This window comes from Deltaproteobacteria bacterium, from assembly GCA_020848905.1.
Lineage (GTDB): Bacteria > Myxococcota_A > Polyangia.
Window position 1 is genome coordinate 531,848 of the sequence record JADLHG010000004.1, and the last position, 17,136, is coordinate 548,983.

General features: G+C 70.2%; 15 protein-coding genes. 8 read left to right on the plus strand and 7 right to left on the minus strand.

What is annotated here, in order from left to right; translation table 11 throughout:
- Positions 1–95 precede the first annotated feature (95 nt).
- The gene (locus IT371_02905; protein MCC6746578.1) at positions 96–3,749 is read left to right on the plus strand and encodes a chromosome segregation protein SMC; all 3,654 of its coding nucleotides are present in this window, start codon (positions 96–98) and stop codon (positions 3,747–3,749) included.
- Positions 3,750–3,806: 57 nt separating this feature from the next.
- Here IT371_02905 and IT371_02910 read toward each other — a convergent pair whose 3' ends face one another.
- From IT371_02910 to IT371_02940, 7 genes are read right to left on the minus strand one after another with little or no spacing between them, the layout of a single operon-like run.
- Entirely contained in the window at positions 3,807–5,507 is a 1,701-nt protein-coding gene (locus IT371_02910; GenBank protein MCC6746579.1) for a DUF58 domain-containing protein, read from the minus strand.
- A gap of 15 nt (positions 5,508–5,522) precedes the next feature.
- A complete protein-coding gene (locus IT371_02915; GenBank protein MCC6746580.1) occupies positions 5,523–6,482 on the minus strand; it encodes a MoxR family ATPase in 960 nt (319 codons plus the stop codon).
- On the minus strand, positions 6,466–7,815 hold the full coding sequence (locus IT371_02920; GenBank protein MCC6746581.1) for a DUF4350 domain-containing protein: 1,350 nt from the start codon (positions 7,813–7,815) through the stop codon (positions 6,466–6,468). Before IT371_02920 ends, IT371_02915 begins: the two co-directional genes overlap by 17 nt.
- Positions 7,812–8,177: a hypothetical protein gene (locus IT371_02925; protein MCC6746582.1), complete on the minus strand. Its 366-nt coding sequence runs from the start codon at positions 8,175–8,177 to the stop codon at positions 7,812–7,814. Before IT371_02925 ends, IT371_02920 begins: the two co-directional genes overlap by 4 nt.
- Before the next feature lie 3 nt (positions 8,178–8,180).
- The gene (locus IT371_02930) at positions 8,181–9,107 is read right to left on the minus strand and encodes a peptidyl-prolyl cis-trans isomerase (GenBank protein MCC6746583.1); all 927 of its coding nucleotides are present in this window, start codon (positions 9,105–9,107) and stop codon (positions 8,181–8,183) included.
- A complete protein-coding gene (locus IT371_02935) occupies positions 9,104–9,373 on the minus strand; it encodes a hypothetical protein (GenBank protein ID MCC6746584.1) in 270 nt (89 codons plus the stop codon). The genes IT371_02930 and IT371_02935 overlap by 4 nt, the downstream gene beginning before the upstream one ends.
- The gene (locus IT371_02940; protein ID MCC6746585.1) at positions 9,370–10,143 is read right to left on the minus strand and encodes a hypothetical protein; all 774 of its coding nucleotides are present in this window, start codon (positions 10,141–10,143) and stop codon (positions 9,370–9,372) included. The genes IT371_02935 and IT371_02940 overlap by 4 nt, the downstream gene beginning before the upstream one ends.
- A 126-nt stretch (positions 10,144–10,269) precedes the next feature.
- Here IT371_02940 and IT371_02945 point away from each other — a divergent pair, with 126 nt between their 5' ends.
- The 7 genes from IT371_02945 (at position 10,270) to IT371_02975 (ending at position 17,098) form a co-directional block, all read left to right on the plus strand.
- A complete protein-coding gene (locus IT371_02945; protein ID MCC6746586.1) occupies positions 10,270–10,947 on the plus strand; it encodes a (d)CMP kinase in 678 nt (225 codons plus the stop codon).
- On the plus strand, positions 10,922–11,620 hold the full coding sequence (locus IT371_02950; protein MCC6746587.1) for a Crp/Fnr family transcriptional regulator: 699 nt from the start codon (positions 10,922–10,924) through the stop codon (positions 11,618–11,620). The genes IT371_02945 and IT371_02950 overlap by 26 nt, the downstream gene beginning before the upstream one ends.
- A gap of 124 nt (positions 11,621–11,744) precedes the next feature.
- Complete coding sequence (locus tag IT371_02955) at positions 11,745–12,284, plus strand: hypothetical protein (GenBank protein ID MCC6746588.1); 540 nt, start codon at positions 11,745–11,747, stop codon at positions 12,282–12,284.
- Between the two features lie 125 nt (positions 12,285–12,409).
- Positions 12,410–13,201 (plus strand): HEAT repeat domain-containing protein, encoded by a 792-nt coding sequence (locus IT371_02960; protein MCC6746589.1) that lies wholly within the window; start codon positions 12,410–12,412, stop codon positions 13,199–13,201.
- A gap of 8 nt (positions 13,202–13,209) precedes the next feature.
- Complete coding sequence (locus IT371_02965) at positions 13,210–15,096, plus strand: PQQ-binding-like beta-propeller repeat protein (protein MCC6746590.1); 1,887 nt, start codon at positions 13,210–13,212, stop codon at positions 15,094–15,096.
- 231 nt (positions 15,097–15,327) lie between these two features.
- Complete coding sequence (locus tag IT371_02970) at positions 15,328–15,864, plus strand: AgmX/PglI C-terminal domain-containing protein (protein ID MCC6746591.1); 537 nt, start codon at positions 15,328–15,330, stop codon at positions 15,862–15,864.
- 109 nt (positions 15,865–15,973) lie between these two features.
- Positions 15,974–17,098, plus strand: coding sequence for a cyclic nucleotide-binding domain-containing protein (locus IT371_02975; GenBank protein MCC6746592.1), 1,125 nt, complete (start codon positions 15,974–15,976; stop codon positions 17,096–17,098).
- The last annotated feature ends 38 nt before the right edge of the window (positions 17,099–17,136 follow it).

Sequence of the window (17,136 nt, forward strand, 5' to 3'; positions counted from 1 at the left end):
ATGTAGTGGGTTGGCCTTTACACCGGGGGGGGAGATCTGCTAATTGCAGGACGTCTCCCACGCCGGGGGAAAGCAGACCATCCTCAAGGGCGGACATGCGGATCAAACGACTCGATCTGTGCGGCTTCAAATCGTTTTGCGACAAGGCCGTCCTGGACTTGCGCCAGCCCGTGAGCGGGGTGGTCGGCCCCAACGGGTGCGGCAAGTCGAACATCGTGGACGCCTTGCGCTGGGCCATGGGCGAGCAGAGCGCCCGCCACCTTCGTGGCAAGTCCATGGAGGACGTCATCTTCAACGGCTCCGATTCGCGCGGGCCGTCGGGGATGGCAGAGATCTCCATCACTTTCGAGAACGACGGCCGAGTGCCGGCGGAATACCTGAGCTATAGCGAGATCACGATCACGCGCCGCCTCTACCGGGACGGAACGAGCGAGTACGAGATCAACAAGCTTCCGGTGCGCCTGCGGGACATCACGAACCTGTTCCTCGGGACCGGCGTGGGGACCAAGGCCTACTCCATCATCGAGCAGGGCCGCATCGGCCTCATCGTCAGCGCGAAGCCCGAAGACCGTCGCTACTACCTGGAGGAGGCGGCAGGGATCACGAAGTACCGCCGCCGCAAGGAGGCTGCCGAGCGGAAGATGGACGCGACCCGCCAGAACCTCCTGCGCGTTACCGATGTGCTCGAGGAGATCGGTAAGCGCCTCGGGACCCTGCGGCGTCAGGCCAAGAAGGCCGAGCGCTACAAGCAGTACAAGGCCGAGATGCGGGACATCGAGCTCTGGAACGCCTCGCACCGCCTGCTCGAGCTCGTTGCGGCGGGCAAGGTCGTCGAGGCGGCGACCGCGGAGTTATCCGGGCAGCGCGAGGAGGTGCAGACGGGACTCGACCGCCACGAGCTCGAGCTCGAGGGGGCGCGCGCCACGTCGGCCGACGAGGAGCGGAAGGTCTCTGCGGTACAGGAGGAGCTGTACCAGGTCGACCACCGGATGACGCTCAACCAGAACGCGTTGCAGTTCCAGAGCCACGAGGCCACGGAGCTGGAGCGCCGCGCCACGGAAGCGCGGGACGAGGTGGAGCAGCTCGGGCGACAGCTCGCCGAGGCGGAATCGCAGTTGCAGGTGGCTCGCGGGCAGACCGCGGAGGCCGAAGGACGCCGGGCGGAGATCGAGCACGAGCTTCGCGGGCGCCAAGCGGTGCAGTCGGAGCTGCGGGCGGAGCTGCAGGAGGTGGAGCAGGTGGTGGAGGCCGAGCGCCAGTCCCTCGGCGGGGCGGAGCGGGCCGCCGCCCGTTCGGAGGCCAACCTGAGGGCTTTGGGGCAGAGACGGCGGGACCTCGCCGAGCGAAGCGAGCGCCGGCGCGAGGAGGGCGAGCGGCTCGTGGAACGGGTCACCTCGCTCAAGGCGGCCGCCGAGGAGCTGGAGGGCCAGCTCGTCGAACTGCGGGTGGCCATGCAGGAGCTGGAGGAGCGGCGCGGACAGCTCAAGGCGCGGCTCAGCGAGCTCTCGGGACAGGCGGAGCACGGCGAGACGGCGCTCGAGGTGCTTCGCACCGAGCTCCATCGACGCCGCTCGCGGCTGAATTCACTCGAGGAGATCGCGGCGCGCTACGAGGGCTTCGGTCGCGGCACGCGGGCCATCATGCAGCGGCTGAACGGCTCCGCGCACAAGCGCGGGGTGCTCGGCCTCGTGGCGGACGTCATGGAGGCGCCTTCGGCCTACGAGACGGCGCTCGAGGCGGTGCTGGGCCAGAGGCTCGGCACGATCATCGTGGACGACGAACACGTCGGACTCGAGGCGATCGAGTACCTGAAGAGCAGCGCCGAGGGGCGTTCCAGCTTCATCGCGCGCTTCGGGCGCAAGGGCCTCGGGCTCCTTGACGCCGCCCCGGTCGGCTTCGTCTGGGATCCGAACGAGGGACGCGAGGCGTGGGCCGAGGCCGGGGCGGGGGGCGCGGTGTCCACGGCGGCGGCGCCCGGCGTGCACGGCGCGATGATGAGCCTCATCCAGTGCCGGGGCGACTACCGCGGGGTAGCCGAGAGACTGCTCGGCGACGTGGTGGTGGTCGAGGACCTGCCCCAGGCGCTCGCGGTCTGGGATCGCATCGACCGTCAGACCCTCGTCACCCTGGAGGGGGAGATCCTCAGCCCCGACGGTACCGTGACGGGGGGCTCCGCCGACGCCGAGCTGTCCGGCGTGTTGCGCCAGAAGCGCGAGATCAAGGAGCTGTCGGACATCATCCGCGACCTCGAGCAGGAGTACGGGCGCGCCCTGGACCAGCATGTGGCCGTGAAGTCGGAGATGGCTGCGCTGGAACACCTGCTCACGCAGGCCACGAAGGACGGCCACCAGGGCGACAAGGACATCCTGACCCGCGAGAAGGACGTCGGGCGCCTCGCCTCGGAGGTGCGGACGCTCCTCACGCGGCGGCAGGACCTCGACGAAGAGCTGGGGCAGCTGGGTCGCGACCTGGAGTCGACGGAGGACGAGGAGCTCTCGCTGCGCGACGAGGTGGATCGCGCGCACGCGCAGGGGCGGCTGGCCTCCGACATGCTCCACCTGCTTCGGGGCGAGCGGACGCGGCTCTTGGCGCTCGTGGATCACGCGACGCACGCCGTCACGGATGCGAAGGTGTCGCTGGCGCACGCCGAGTCCCTGTGCCAGTCCAGCTCGCGGGCCGCGCACGCGCTCGACGAGCAGTGCCAGGACCGGCGCGAGCGGATCGTCCGGCTCGAGGAGGGCGCGGCGCAAGGCGTGGCGCGAGCGGCCGAGCTGCGAGAGAGCGCGGCGCGCATCGAGGTGGAGCTGAAGGAGCTGTCCGAGCGGCGCGCGGTGTGCCAGGAGAGCCTCGCCGAGGGGCGCCAGCGCCACGAAGCGTGCCTGGCGCGCGTGGGCGAGGTGGAGCTCGAGCTCAAGCAGCTGCGCCACCAGGCCTCCGAGCTCTCCGCAGAGCTCGCGAAGCAGCAGCTTCGGGCGAGCGAGGTGGGGATGCTCATGGGGCACCTCACGGAGCAGGTCTGGGAGCGGTATCGCGTGCCGCTCCGCGCGGTGGCGGGAGACTACCACCTGCGGCCGCTCGTCACCGAGGCGGAGCTCCAGCGTATCGACGAGCTGCGCCAGGTCATCGACCGCATGGGGGAGATCAACCTCACGGCGATCGAGGAATACGAGGAGCTCAACGGGCGGTACGAGTTTCTCTCCACGCATCAGAAGGACCTGGACGGAGCGCTCAACCAGCTCCAGCGAGCGATCCAGAAGATCAATCGAACGTGCCGCGTGCGTTTCAAGGAGACGTTCGACGCAGTCAACGAGCGATTCCAGGTCGTTTTCCCGCGGCTCTTCAACGGGGGGCGCGCCAAGCTCGTGCTCACCGACGAGCAGGACCCCCTCCAGGCGGGCGTCGAGATCATCGCCCAGCCTCCGGGCAAGAAGCTGGGGTCGATCGACATGATGTCGGGTGGCGAGAAGGCGCTGACGGCGGTCAGCATGATCTTCGCCATGTTCCTGGTGAAGCCCACGCCCTTCTGTCTGCTCGACGAGGTGGACGCCCCGCTCGACGAGGCCAACGTGATTCGCTTCAAGGACCTCGTGCGGGAGATGTCCGAGACGTCGCAGTTCATCATCATCACCCACAACCGGCGGACGATGGAGATCGCCGATCGGCTCTACGGGGTGACGATGGAGGAGCCCGGCGCGTCGAAGCTCGTCTCCGTGAACCTGAGCGAGGCGCAGGCCCAGGTCGCGGCCTGACGATCCGCAGCCGCGAGCTTCATCCCGCCTCGCGAGAAGCCCAGACCGACCGAGGGGTCAGAGACGCAAACTGCCGGCGCGTCGCGGCGTGCCGCGGGCGAGACGCGCGAGCACCCTCTCCGCGGTGTCCTCGGGGGAGAGCGAGAGCACCGGGATCCCCAGCCGCTCGATCGAGCCCCGGATCTCTTCGCGCTGCCGGCGGTGCCGGAGGCCGAGGACCACGGCCATGCGGGCCTCGTGAACGCCGGCGCTGCGTTGCGCGAAGGCGGGCCCGTAGGGGGCGAGCACCACCACGTGGTGACGTCGGCGCTGGGCGAGGGCGAGGACGTCGAGCACCTCGCGCGGCTCCCCGACGTCTTCCAAATCGGTGAGCACGAGCAGCATCTGGGACGCACGGGAGAACGCCGCCTCGCCGAGCGCGGCGGCCAGCCCCTGGTGCTTTCGCGCGAGGGGCGACGGACGGCGGTAGGGAACCTCGATGCCGCGCAGGCGACAGAAGAGGCGCAGCTCGGCGGTCTCCGGACTCGCGGCCACGATGCGCGTCCACCAGGAGGGGGTTCCGCCATCCCGGCGGCGCGCGAGGGATTCCCGTACCGCCCGGTGCGTGGCGTCGCGGTCGATCCATTCCCCGTGGGGGCCCTCGACGAGGTCGGCCCAGACGGGGGAGCCCCTGGGCGGTGGGCGCACGAGCCGCGTGTCGAGGCCGTCCTGCAGGCGGAGGAAGTCGGCGACGGCGCCGTAGAGCTCCTGGTCGGTGAGGTCGGTGAGGTCCTCATCGACCACATTCTGAGCCTCGAGCAGGCGGTCGAGGAGGCGGAAGACCTGCGGACGGCCGTCTCGCGGGGGAACGTGGCCGCAGACGCGCGTGTCGAAGGTCAGCAGGCCGACGCGGTCGCCGCGGTCGAGGGCGGCCCGCGCGAGACCGGCCGCAAGGCCAAGCGCGTGGTCCAGCTTGCTCTGTCCCGGCGCAGCCGGCTCGCGCATGGTGGGCGAGATGTCCAGCAGCAGCCAGTGCGTGGTCATGATCTCGCTCTCGAACTCGCGGACCATGAGTCGCCCGGTGCGCGCCGTGGCCTTCCACGCGATGTTCTTGAAGGGGTCGCCGGGGGAGTGCTCTCGCAGCTCTCGGAGGTCGGAGCTCATGCCCCGCTGCCGGATGACGCGCAGGCCGGCACGTTCGTGGGTCGCGCCCGTTCGTGGGCGGAAATGCAGCGGTAGCTTGCTGGCCCCCGCTGGGGGGAAGACCTTCAGCTCGAGGGGGTGGGGGAAATAGAGCTCGAGGGAGAAGAGCCCGAGGCGGTCCGTGGTCCGCAGGAGGACGCCATGCAAGAACCAGTGGCCGGCTGCGCGCGGGACCACCTCGAGGCGGAAGGTGACCTCGGAGCGGGAGGGGACGACGGAGCAGCCCTGACCGTCGACAGGGGCCTCGAGCGTAGATGACGCGATGACGCGCAGGCCGGCGGGCGTGAACGCTACGGGAGAGCGGTTGCGCAGCAGCACGTGGAGGTCCACGGGCCGTCCTGCGACGAGGATCCCTCCGGGGTGTTCCGGCGCGGCGACCCACCACGCGAGCTCCAGCTCCCGCCGTCGCAAGGCCCCGACCTGCGGCAGGAGCAGCAGGTGCAGCACGAGCAAGGACGAGACCTGGAGCGTTCCGAGCGCAAAGAGCGGCCACGATTGAGCGAGCAGCCCGCAGAAGACGAAGAAGCCCCCCACGGCGAGGAGGGTGGCGCCGGTGGCCGTGAGGGAAGGTCGCATGGCGGGCCCGCGTCTCTAGCGCCGCGTCTGGTAGCGCACCTTCTCGAGCGCCTCGGTCACGATGGCCTCGGGGTGCAGGCCCTCGAGCTCGGCTTCGGCCGCCAGGATCAGCCGATGGGCGAGGACCGGGCTCGCGAGCTGCTTCACGTCGTCGGGCAGGACGAACGCCCGCCCCGAGAGGAGCGCGCGCGCTTTCGCGGCGTGCATCAGCATCAGCGACGCCCGGGGCGAGGCGCCGAGGTAGACGCGGCGGTGCTCGCGGGTGAAACGGGCGAGCCCGAGGATGTAGTCGAGCAGCTCGTCGTCGACGTGGACATCCTCGGCGAGCCGCTGGAGTTCCAGGATGCGCTCGGGAGAGAGGACAGCGTTCGCCGCGGGGGCCGGCCGGTTGTAGGTCGTCAGGACGCGCCGCTCGTCCTCGAGGGTCGGGTAGCGCATCACCAGCTTCACGAGGAAGCGGTCCACCTGCGCCTCGGGGAGCGGGTAGGTCCCTTCGTGCTCGATGGGATTCTGGGTGGCGAGGACCATGAAAGGCGGCGGGAGAGGCCGGGTGTGCCCCTCGATCGTCACCTGGGTCTCTTGCATCGCCTCCAGCAGCGCGCTCTGCGTCTTGGCGGGGGCCCGGTTGATCTCGTCGCCGAGGACCACGTTGGCGAAGATCGGCCCCTCGCGCAGCTGGAAGGTGCTCGTGCGCACGTCGAGGATGTACGTTCCCGTGATGTCCGACGGGAGGAGGTCGGGCGTGAACTGGATGCGGCGGAACGTGCACCCCAGGGTCCGCGAGAAGGTCTTCACCAGGGTGGTCTTTGCCACCCCGGGGACCCCTTCCAGCAGCGCGTGGCCGCGCGCCACGAGCGCCGTCAGGAGCAGGTCGACGATCTCCGGTGGACCGAGGACCGAACGTTCCACCTCCCGCCGGAGGGCGGCGGTGTCCTCGTGCGCCTGGCGCAGGGAGTCGTCAGGCAGGGTGGACATGGTCACGCGGCGATCGGAGGTCGGGCAACGATTCGTCTCCACAGAGCGCGAAGAGGCGGCGGCTCTGCTCGTAGAGCCGCGCGAGCTCGCGCGACGAAACGGCGCGCGTGGCGCCCGGCTCGGGGCCATGCGCAGTGTAAGGGACTTTTCGGAGGTCGCTCAATAGACGACTGGCCAGGCGCGCCGCTTCCGGACCCGCGCGGCGCTCGAGGCGTCCGGCGACCCAGCGCGCGTGGACCGTCGAGACGGGCGCCGGAAGCTGAAGGAACTCGGTCAGACGATCCTCCACTTCGTCGCGGAGCATCGCGGCCGCGCGCGCCGACGCCGAGGCGGCGCCCCGGGCGGCACCCGTGAGGGCGAATCGGTGCGGCCGAGGGGCTCCCGGGCGAACCCAGTGGCCTTCGAGCGGTCGTCGCGGCAGCGGAAGGAGCAGGGCGAGCGCCGCGACGAGCACCAGCGCGAGGAGTGCGACCACCGACCGGAGGCCCGCGGGGGTGAGCGCGAAGTCGTTCACCCGCGAAAGAAAGTCGTTCAGACGCTGACCCGCCTCCGCGCTCGCGGGTGCCTCTCCGGTCGGCGCGTCGGCCACGCGCCCCTCGAGCTGCGCGCGCCCCACCAGCACCACCAGGCGCTCTACCCGACCCTCCAATAGGTGGTCCACGAGGTTCTCCGCCAGCCGGAGATTCCCGGGAAACTCGAGCATGGCGTTGATGAGGACGCTCGGGTCGGAGAGGGCTACGATGCGCCCGCGCCCGACCTCGCCGGCCACGAGAAGCTGCTGCGCGGCGCCGAAGCCGAGGAGGGTGGGGAGGCGGGAGACGAAGTACGCTGGGTGGTTGGCCACGACGCTCTCCACTCCCCGGGTGAGGGAATGGCTGACGGGACCCGGGAGGGCGAGCGGCAGGTGGCGGTTACCTTCGTGCCACCGGCGCGCCTCGGTCGGGGCGCCCACCGGGCGGGAGATCCCCAACCTGGAGAGCAGGGGGCCCGCCTGGCCGAAGTCGTCCGCCACCAGGATGCGCCCCCCCTGGCGGACGAAGGCGAGCAGCGCTTCCGTCGGCGGCACGTGTCGCGGCGAGAGCAACAGGAGCGCCGTGCGGTCGGGGCGAACGGACCCCAGGTCGAGCCGATCGGCGGTCGTGACGGAGCGGCCGCGGCGCGTCGCCAGGTCGGCCAGCCGGCTCATGCCGTTCCACCCCTGGTGATCGGGCAGGTAGTCCCGCTCCTCGGCACGCACCGGTTCCGCCCCCAGCGCGAGGGAGGCTAGCCCCACGGCGACGAGGTGCCACGTGAAGCTCCCTCGTCCCCGCCGGAAGCGCCGGGCTGCCGTCACATCTCCTCGCGCAGGCGCCCCTCGGCGGCGTGAAGTAGCTGCCGGACGCGGGCCGGGACCAGCGCCGGCGTCCCCCACAGCACGAGGTAGTAGTCGCTCGAGATGCGCCGCAGGAAGACCTGTTCTTGCTGGCAGCGCAGGTGCAGCTCCAGTACCTGCCCGAGGTCCAGTCGCTCGCACGCCGCACGAAGCTGCTGGTAGATGATGCCCCAATGGGCTCCCACGATGCGGGCCTGCGTGGCCCGCGCCTCGGCAGAGACATCCACGGCCTCGCCCTCCCAGTCGATGAAGGCCGCACCGCGTGTGCCGGGGAGCGCGGCGACCATCTCTTCGAGCACCGCCGAGAAGGGAGTTCGATCCATGCGCTACCGGGCCTGAGCCGGGCTCAGAGCCCGGGCGAGGACCGCCTCGTCGATGCGCGGCGTTGTGCGCTTCTCGAGCTGCTCGGTGAACTGGGCGAAGGCCATCCGACGGGCCTCCTCGAAGACGCGCGCCCGGATCTCGGATTCGGCCTGCGAGAGTGGGATGTCCACGGCAGGGACGCGGCCCTTCAGATAGATGACGTGGTAGCCGTAGCGCGTGGCGACGACGGGGCTGATCGACCCCTGCCCCTCGAGTGCGAACGCGGCCTCGGCAAACGACTCGACGGTCTGGCCCCGACGAGCGGTCGCGAGCGCCTCCGCGTGAACCTTGATGCCGCCGGCGTTCTTCTGCAGCAGAGGGGCGATCTGCGAGAATTCCTCGGGCGAGAGGCGTCCGCTCGTGGCGACGGTGCGCGCCTTCTCCGCCAGCTCGCGCGCCCTTCGGTGCGCCTCGGGGGGGTCCTTGCGGCGCGCTTCCGCCACGATGTGCACGACCTCCGCGAGCTCGGGACGCTGGTAGCGCGACCGGTTCAGCTCGTAGGCCCGCTCCACGAGCGCTCGCGGAACGGTCTTCGTCGAGAAATTCGCCAGCTCCCGGCGAATCAGATGCTGCGCGAGAGCCCGCCGCTGGGCGTCGCGGACGCCGGCATGGGTGTCCAGTCCTCTGCGCCGCGCCTCCTGAGCGAGGAGCTCCTCGCGGATGAGCGCCCGCAGCGCCTCGCGCGCAGATTGACCGTTCCGGCGTTGCGACGCGAGGTCCTCGAGCAGGATGGGCCGGCCGTTCACGCGGGCGACGACGACGCGCGGGTCTGCTTTGGAGGGGGAGTCGGGGAGGGTGTCGTCCTGGGGCCCAGCCGGCGGCGCGCACCCGAGGAGAGTCGCGCCGAGGACGACACCGGCGAGCCGAGTCGCGCGGGTCCGGCTCGTCATTCGCGCTCGATCATCGCCAGACGGGCGAGCTCGGCGCCCACCCGGATGACGGCCACGCCGATGAGCGTCAACATGCCTGCGGCGAGGTAGTCGCGGCGCGCGAGGAAGCGCAGACACTCGTAGAAGAAGACCAGGCTGCCCCCGAAGAGCAGGACCGTGAGGGCCTCGAAGAAGTGTCGGCGCACGCGCTTGCCCTCCCGAGCGGCGAGGAGTGGCTGCAGTATAGCGCAGTCGAGTCGCGCGAGGCCGCGGACTTGGGGGGTCACACGATCCACACGGCCAACCCCATGAGGAGGAGCGCGATGGCGACCCAGACGTAGAAGATCGGCCGCGGCCACCCGCGGCGGGCGACGCGTCGGAGGTGCAAGAGCTGTCCTTCGAGCTCGCGGTCGGGCCCGAGGCCGAGGCGGAGCGGTCGGGCGAGATACCATTCGTAGAGGGCGACCCAAAGGAGGAGCGCGAGCCCTCCCAAGAAAAGGGCAGCAGAGGTCGAGCGTTCCGGGTAGGCCGCGCGGAAGTCGCGCTGCACGCCGGGGTTCAGGTAGAGGGTGTAGATCGCTCCCGCCGGGAAGAGGACGGCGAAGGCGGCCAGGAGGCGAGGGAGTCGCGCGCGCGGGCCCGTGACCCCCGATCCCTCCGGACCTGCGTCGAGCTTCCGCGTTCGAACCGAGGGGTCCTCGGGGGCGCGACGGCTCGCGCGCAGGATGGCGGCGCCGCCCAGGGAGTAGCCGAGGAGAGCCAGCACCACGAGCCCGAAGGTCCACGGGGCGGAGATGTTGGTGCCGAGAAGCTGCGGATGGATCCCCAGGGGGAGGGCGAGACTGGCGGGGAAGAGCCCGAGCAGACCGACGGGGCTGCGCCGGAGGAGCGCGCCGCCGAACACGAGCGCCGTGACGAGAGCGCCCCCGACGGCCACCGGGGCCGCAGGGCCGCGACCGTGGTGCGCCGCCGGGATGACCAGGAGCGTCAGCCAGAGGTTCAGCCCGAGGGCGGCGATGCCGATCACCCACGGAGACGAGCGCTTCTCGGTTGCCATGGCCTCCCAGCTCCATGGTAGTGGGAGGGGGCGCGGGGCGGCAAGCGCGAGCTGGTGACGCGGCCGGCCCCGCCGCTGCGCCTCCGAGGAGCTCCCGTGACAGATCGCACGACACCGAGTAGTCCGCTGATCATCGCCATCGACGGCCCTGCCGGATCGGGCAAGTCGACGCTGGCCTTGCGGCTGGCGCAGCGGCTCGGGTGCACGTTGCTCGACACGGGAGCCATCTACCGCGCGCTCGCCCTGCTGGCCCGGCGCAGCGGTGCGGACTGGGGCGACGGACCGGCGCTGGCGAGGCTCGCGAGTTCGCTCCGGGTGAGCTTCTCCCTCGAGGGAGACGTAAATCGCGTCTTCGTGGAGGGCGAGGACCTGTCGGACGCCATCCGAACCCCCGAGATCTCGCGCGGGTCCTCGGAGGTGAGTCGGCATCCCGAGGTTCGCGAGGCGCTACTCGCCCTGCAGCGCGAACTGGCTGCCGCCGGGTCCCTGGTGACGGAGGGGCGCGACACGACCACCGTGGTCTTCCCCGAGGCGCAGGTTAAGGTGTTCCTCCTCGCTGATGCGCGGGTACGCGCCGAGCGGCGCCAGCGGCAGCTAGCCGCGGCTGGACACGTGGTCGAGCTCGAAGAGGTTCTGGCGGCGGAGGAGGCGCGCGACCGGTCGGATGCCGAACGGGCGGTCGCTCCCCTCAGGCAGGCCCCCGACGCGGTCGTGCTGGACACGACGCGTCTCTCGGTGGAGGAGGCGATCCAGCGCGTCCTCGCCCTCTGCTCGCCATTTGACAGCCCCGGGGTCGGGCGCTAGCGTTTCACCTTCTCCGACGGAGGGTGGCGCCACGAGTCTCTCCCGCAAACACGCGCGTGATTTCCCGGCCGGGACCGTCCTCTTTCAGCAGGGCGACGACGGTGAACTCATGTACGTGGTCCAGTCCGGCCGGGTGGAAATCAGCCGACGCGCGGCGGGACAGGATGCCGTCCTCGCAGTTCTCTCGGCGGGCGAGTTCTTCGGCGAGATGTCGATCATCAACGGTAGCCCGCGCACCGCGACCGCGCGCGTGATCGAGGACGCGCGTCTCCTGGTCATCGACGGCGGGACGTTCGAGGCGATGATTCGCGGGAGCGCGGAGATCGCCGTGCGCCTCATCAAGAAGCTAGCCGGCCGATTGGAGGGGTCGCGCCGTCAGATCGACCTGCTGCTCGTGCGCGATCCCGTGAGCCGCGTCGTGCAGGCGTTGCGGCAGGAGGCGGAGAACGCCGGGCAGGAGCATCCCGCGGGGATTCTCGTGGCCCTCAGCGAGCCGGAGCTCGCCGAGCATCTGGGCCTTTCGGGTGAAGAGGTGGGCACGGTCTTGAACCGGCTCGAACGGGCGCGGCTCGTGACGCGTACGGACGGCGGCGGCGTCGTAGTCAGCGAGATCGGAAAGCTGGTCGACTTCCTGGATTTCCTCGAGATGAAGGGACGTCTGGGCGGTTCCTGAGCGGCGGGGGCGGGGGGGCTCGACCTGGCCGACTCGGCTTGCAGCGGAGCGGCCGAGGGGTTGTTTCCAGCGCGCCTTTTCGCGTAGCATCGAGCTTCGCCCTTGCCGCACCCCTGGAGGTAGCATGCGAGCTCGCGCGGGTCTGCTCACCGTCCTCTCCCTTCTTCTCGCCTGGCCCACGGAGGGACGGCTCGACCGCGTGGCCAACGCGTTCAAGGGCCAGGTCGTGATCCTGGAGAAGCGCCCCCCGACGCGCTTCCCGAACGATGCAGCCTTCGTCAAGTTCCTGAAGGGAAAGAGGAAGAAACACCTCTGGCCCGACAAGAGCGACCAGAACCAGTGGACCATCGAGTACATGGCCTTCTTCCGCGAGGCGCCGCGGGACGTGGAGGTCAAGATGAAGATCTTCGACAGCACCGAGGGGCGGCGCTTCGTCGAGGGGGATAGCGTCTACCTCGCCGAGCGCGGGCAGCGCATCCTGTCGTCGAGCCTGGTGCTCAAGAAGCCGCCCTTCAAGGTCAACCGCCAGTACACGATCTTCCTGCTCAATTCGCGCAACGTGGTGTTGGCCTCCACGGTCTTCTGGTTGCGAGGCAAGGGGGAGGTGTACTCGGGCAAGGTCACGTTCACCGACGAGGACACCAAGGCCAAAGACGAGGACTAGGGACGTGCACCGGGCCCGACCGCGCCCGCTGGCCACCCCGTCCCGCACCTCCCCGAAGCCCTAGTCCTTCTCTTGACTTCGCCTCCTGAGCTGGGCTATTAGACCCCCGCGGAGGGTGACCATCCATGCAGCGTCGGCTCGTGCCGCTGGCCGCAGCGGTCTTGTGGTTGTCTGGGTCGGGCGTGGCGAGTGCCCAGATGACGGGGAACGTGGAGCGTCTGAAGGCCGACCTCCATGGCGAGAACCTCGACGCGGCGGTCGCCGCGGCGAGCGCGCTCGGGTCGCTGAAGGACGACGCTCTGGCCCGGGATGCCCTCATGGGGGGTCTCCAGCTCGGTGCCCCGCCGAAGCTCCTCGGGGCCCTTCTCGAGGCGCTCGGCCTGCACAAGAGCCCGAAGGCCGTGGACCTGCTTCGGCACTACGTCCGCTATCGCAGCCCCGAGATCCGCGAGACCGCGATCCGTGCGCTGGGTGCCATCGAGGATCCGCGGGTGCCCCTGACGTTGATAGAGGCGCTCGGGGACAGCCATCCCATGCCGCGCGCCCGGGCGGCGCGCATCCTTGGGGAGCGCAAGGAGCGCCGGGCCGAGCGACCGCTGCTGAAGATGCTCCGACGGGGCGATGGGGCCGCGGCGGGTCCGCTTGGCCAGGTGGGAGGGGTCGAGACGGCCAAGCAGCTGGCGGAGCTCATCGGCGACGTGCCCGACCGGCCCCTTGCCGTCGCTCTCGGCGAGATGCTGAAGCGCAAGGACTTCGGCCCGGACCCGCTTCGAACCGAGGTGGTCAAGGCTCTGGGGCGGATCCCCGGCCCCGATGCAGCGACGGCTCTTTCGGAGTACGTCGCGAGCGTGCCCGAGAAAGAGACGCGGCTCTCCAAGCAGCAGGCGGAGAAGCTGCTCGAACAGCGCAAGAAATGAGCGTCCCCATGTTCACCGTGCGCGTCGCCCGCGTCCTCTCGCTGCCCGTGCTGGTGTGTGCGGGGGCGCTCCTCGCGGGTTGTGCCGAGACCGCGTTCAGTCTCCATTTCCCCGACAACCAGGCGCGTGACCTGCAGAACGCGATGGCGCGCCTTCAGCGCGGCCGCCCCGGGACGCCGGCGAACGGCCTGGGCAAGCCCCTCGCGTTTCTCGTCGGAGACGGACGCTTGGTGGCTTACGACCTCCAGGCCCAGGGCGTGTTGTGGTCGGTGGAGGCGCAGCCGACCTCTCGCGTGACGGTGGGCCGGGACTACGTCTTTCACCGGACCGGCGACAGCCAGCTCGTCGGGCGGCGCGTGGCCGATGGACAGGTCCAGTGGTCCGGCGCGATGGAGCAGGGAGGTCGCTTGCTCGGCACGGCGGCCGATGGCAACGACCTCTACTACGTCGTGGAGCGGACCGAGCGGCGCCTGTTCGGCGGGGCGGCCGCCCACCTCGTCGCGGTGGACGGGGCCACCGGCAAGACCCGCTGGGTGGTGGACTCCGCGGGGCGGCTCGGCGCGCCCGCCGCGCGCGACGGGCTGGTGTTCGTGCCTCTCCGGTCGCAGGCCGTCGCCCTGCTCTCCGCTCAGGATGGGCGGGAGATCGCTCGCGTGCGGTCCAAGGACGAGGCGCTGCTCTGGGTCCGGACGACGGCGGCGGGCGTCTTCTTCGGTGGTCGTAGCGGCATCTACCGTCTGGATGCGCGCGCCGTCGCCGGGACGCGCGCGGGCTCGACCTTCGTCGCCGCCGCCTTGCCGAAGATGGTGCAGCCGCCGTACTGGTGGGACGGCTACAACGCTGCGCTCGCCGGATACACGGCGTACGACCGCAATCGCTTGCTCTGGCAAGTAGCCGACGGGGAGGGAATGGGTCTCACCGACGGCGCCGTCTTCGTCCACAACTACCGCTTCTTCTTCGCCTTCGACGCGGCGGGGGCCACGGCGGGCCGGCTCCGTTGGGCCTACGCCTATCCCAGGCACGACGCCGTGGGGTCCACCTTCACGGGGCGCACGCTCGCTTTGGTCACGAGCCATGGCGCTGTCGTCACGCTGGACCCGCGGTCCGGTCTCCCCATCACGCAGCAGCCGGTCAAGATGGCCGTGCGCGGTGTCACCTTCGACGCGGATGGCTTCGCTCCCGCTGGCGAAGGGAAAGGGGCCTCTGACCTCCGCGCGGCGCTGAAGGAAATGATCTGGGATCCGGATCGCCGCTTCCAGGCGGTGAAGATCTTCGGCGTGGAGCAACTCGCCCGCCTTCCCGGCGGACAGGTCACCGAAGATCTCGTGAAGATCGTCAGCCGGCCGGATCTGGACGCGGCGGTGTACCGACGCGCCGGGGACGTGCTCGTAGCGCGTCGCGACCGCGCCGCTATCCCCCTCTACCTCAACGTGCTCAAGCAGCGGACCGACTTCGTGGAGGGGACGCAGGCGGTGGCGGTGGACGTGATCGCGCGCGCCCTCGGGGACCTGAAGGCTCCGGAGGCCGTTCGGCCGCTGCTCGCCCACCTCGGAGACCACGAGACGCCGCAGCCCGCCCTGGTCGAGGTCGTGAAGGCGCTCACGGCGCTGGGCGACGCGGCGGTCCTCGAGCCCTTCCGCGACTTCCTCTTGACGTACCGCTGCGATGCCGCGTTTCTCAAAGACACCACGGCGCTGAATCTGGTGGCGGAGGCTCTCCTGCGGCTCGGCGGCGAGGACGAGCGACAGCTTCTCAGTTTCGTCGAGAACGATTCGCATACCCTCAAGCCTCTGCGAGCGTACATAGCGGCTGCGGCGCGGAGGGGTGTGCGTGCTGGCAAGGGCGGCGAAGCCCGAGGCAAAGCCGGGGCAGAAGGCAAGGAGCGCGCGCCGTAGCGGCCTTCCTTGGTGCTCCGCGGCGACGGTGCGCGGTGTTCCGCGAGCGCGGGCTAGTGTTTGCGTCCCGAGGCCGCCGGGGAGATAATGAGCGGCCGGCCGACAAGGCCATAGGGAGTCTGACCCCCTCCGGGAGACATGCTGATGAGCGAACGAAATGCCGGAAGCCGTGAGTGGAGAAGCCGCCTAGGTTTCCTGTGCGCCGGTGGGCGGTGGTGCGGAGCGCTGTTCGTGACTGCGGCGCTCGCGGTGGGGATGGGCTGCGGCGAGAAGCCAACCGAGTGCGTGGACAAGTCGAAGCCGGCCCTGGATTCGTGTCAGGCGAAGCTCGAGCAACTGCAGAACGACGTCAACAAGATCAAGCTGCAGCTCGCCCAGGCACTTCAGAACCCGGGTTCGATCAAGGTCGATCCCTCCGTCCTGACGATCGATGGCAAGCCGATCAAGGTGGAGAAGGGGACGCCGGAGGGGGCTCTGACGCAGGACCAGGTGATCGCGACCCTGAAGCAGAACAAGGGCGGCCTGCAGCCGTGCTATCAGCGCGCGCTGAAGCGAGACTCCTCCTTGCACCATCGCAAGCTCGTGGTGAACGTGGGCTTTCAGGTGCAGTCGACGGGTGCGCCGGCCAACATCACCATCACGCCGAATCACAACTCGGAGATGGTGGAGTGCATGAAGAAGGCGATCCGGCGCTGGAAGTTCCCGACCTTCACGGGTCAGCCGGTGGGCGTGGAGAGCCCCGTTACGTTCACGCCGAAGGACAAGTAGTACGCGCGGTGCCCCGTCGGTCGCCGTCGGGCGACCCGTGCGCCGCCCCACGTTCCCCGTCGGCGCTCCACCGTCGAGGCAATCTTCCGCGACCGAAGGTTCGACGGAAATGGCCAGCGACGACGATCTGAAGGTCTTGCTCGGTCGGCACCTCGCGGCTCTCGAGAAGGAGCCCGAGAGTCCCTTCTTTCACGTCGTGGTCGCCGAGACCCTCGCGCGCGCTGGACGCATCGACGAGGCTCTTGGGCACTACCGGACGGCGGCGCGAATTCACGTCAACCTGGGCGAGTATGCCGATGCCGCGGGAGTTTGCGGCGAGGTCCTGCGCCTTGCGCCTCAGGACACCGCCGCTCGTAGCCTGCTCGACGGCATGCGGCGTCGGGGGCTTCTCGCTGCGGAGGAGCCGGCGACCTCCGGTGGGGGCGCGTCGTCGCCGGCCGCGCGCGGGCCGCTCGCTCCGGAGGCGTTGCTGCAGCTCTCTGGTCGGCGTGTCGCGCTGCAGCCAGGCGAGATGGTGCTGGCCCAGGGGACCGAGGGAACGGACCTGCTCGTAGTGCTGGACGGGGAACTCGAGGTCTCTCGCCAGAAGCTGGTCGGCTCCGAGCAACTCCTCGAGCGCGTGGGAGCGGGCGCCTTCGTCGGGGAGCTGGGGCTCTTCGGCGACGGAAGACAGCACGCGAACGTTCGGGCCAGGGGAGCGGGCACGGTGCTCTCTCTGAGCAAGGGAGAGGTGCTGCGGCTAGCTCGCGCCGACGCGGAGGTCAATCGCACACTTCGCCTGGCCTATCGGGATCGACTCGAGCGGCTGCTGATGGCCTGCTCTCCGCTGCTGGCTGCTCTGGACCCGGAGGTGGCCGAGAGGCTCGTGCGCGACGGTCGGCCCCGCGCCGTGGCGGCCGACACGGTACTCATCGCGGCAGGTGACCCCGTGGACGGACTGCACTTCGTCCTCCTCGGTCAGGCCGAGGCTGCGATCAGCGTGCCGGGCCCTGAGCCGCGCCGCCGTGTGCTTGCCCAGTTGACGGATGGGGACTGCTTCGATGCGCTCGCGCTCGAGCGTGGGGAGGCCGCGCAGATCACGGTGCGCTCTCTGACCTTCTGTCAGCTGCTCTGGTTCCCGGCGGACCGGATCCTGGACCTCGGCGTTGCGGCGCCGGAGTTCGGTAGACGCCTCAGGCGCGAAGCGGAACGCGCGCAGCGGCTGCTGGAGGCCTGCCTGGCCGACGGCACCTGAGCGCGAGTTGGGGGGGGAGGGCGCGGCCGCGGGCCGGC

Coding starts and splice junctions, on each gene's coding strand:
- IT371_02905 (MCC6746578.1), top strand. CDS start 96: ATGCGGATCAAACGACTCGATCTGTGCGGCTTCAAATCGTTTTGCGAC.
- IT371_02910 (MCC6746579.1), bottom strand. CDS start 5,507: ATGCGACCTTCCCTCACGGCCACCGGCGCCACCCTCCTCGCCGTGGGG.
- IT371_02915 (MCC6746580.1), bottom strand. CDS start 6,482: ATGTCCACCCTGCCTGACGACTCCCTGCGCCAGGCGCACGAGGACACC.
- IT371_02925 (MCC6746582.1), bottom strand. CDS start 8,177: ATGGATCGAACTCCCTTCTCGGCGGTGCTCGAAGAGATGGTCGCCGCG.
- IT371_02930 (MCC6746583.1), bottom strand. CDS start 9,107: ATGACGAGCCGGACCCGCGCGACTCGGCTCGCCGGTGTCGTCCTCGGC.
- IT371_02940 (MCC6746585.1), bottom strand. CDS start 10,143: ATGGCAACCGAGAAGCGCTCGTCTCCGTGGGTGATCGGCATCGCCGCC.
- IT371_02955 (MCC6746588.1), top strand. CDS start 11,745: ATGCGAGCTCGCGCGGGTCTGCTCACCGTCCTCTCCCTTCTTCTCGCC.
- IT371_02960 (MCC6746589.1), top strand. CDS start 12,410: ATGCAGCGTCGGCTCGTGCCGCTGGCCGCAGCGGTCTTGTGGTTGTCT.
- IT371_02965 (MCC6746590.1), top strand. CDS start 13,210: ATGTTCACCGTGCGCGTCGCCCGCGTCCTCTCGCTGCCCGTGCTGGTG.
- IT371_02975 (MCC6746592.1), top strand. CDS start 15,974: ATGGCCAGCGACGACGATCTGAAGGTCTTGCTCGGTCGGCACCTCGCG.